Here is a 367-nt window from a genome sequence, read left to right as displayed (position 1 = left end):
CATCGAGATCGGCAAACGTGACATCTACGGCGACACTCGGTTGGGACTCTTCCCGTTCCGACACAACCTCGCCTTCTACGGTGTGGACCTCGGGTTGATGACCATCACCCACGCCGGCTGGCTGCGCGATTTGCTGACCACGGTGTATCAGTTGGTCGCCGATGGTGTGCTGCCGCTGCCGCAGAGCACGCACTATCCGCTGGCCGAGGCGGCCACCGCGATTCGGGTGATCAGCGCCGCCGAGCACACCGGCAAACTCGTGCTGGACATTCCGCAAACCGGACATTCCTCGACCGCGGTGTCTCCGGAGCAGGTCCCGGTCTTTCGTAGGGATGGCGCCTACCTCATCACCGGCGGGCTCGGTGGC

1 protein-coding gene is annotated in these 367 nt (G+C 64.3%); it reads left to right on the top strand.

The features are described from left to right. Positions 1-367: zinc-binding dehydrogenase (locus tag AC5Y2L_RS28595; protein ID WP_499940105.1), on the top strand; the 367-nt coding region annotated here is incomplete at both ends.

This window comes from Mycobacterium sp. NGS66, from assembly GCF_059812225.1.
The sequence above is the reverse complement of the archived record's forward strand: the minus strand, read 5'-3'. Positions and strand labels throughout refer to the sequence as shown.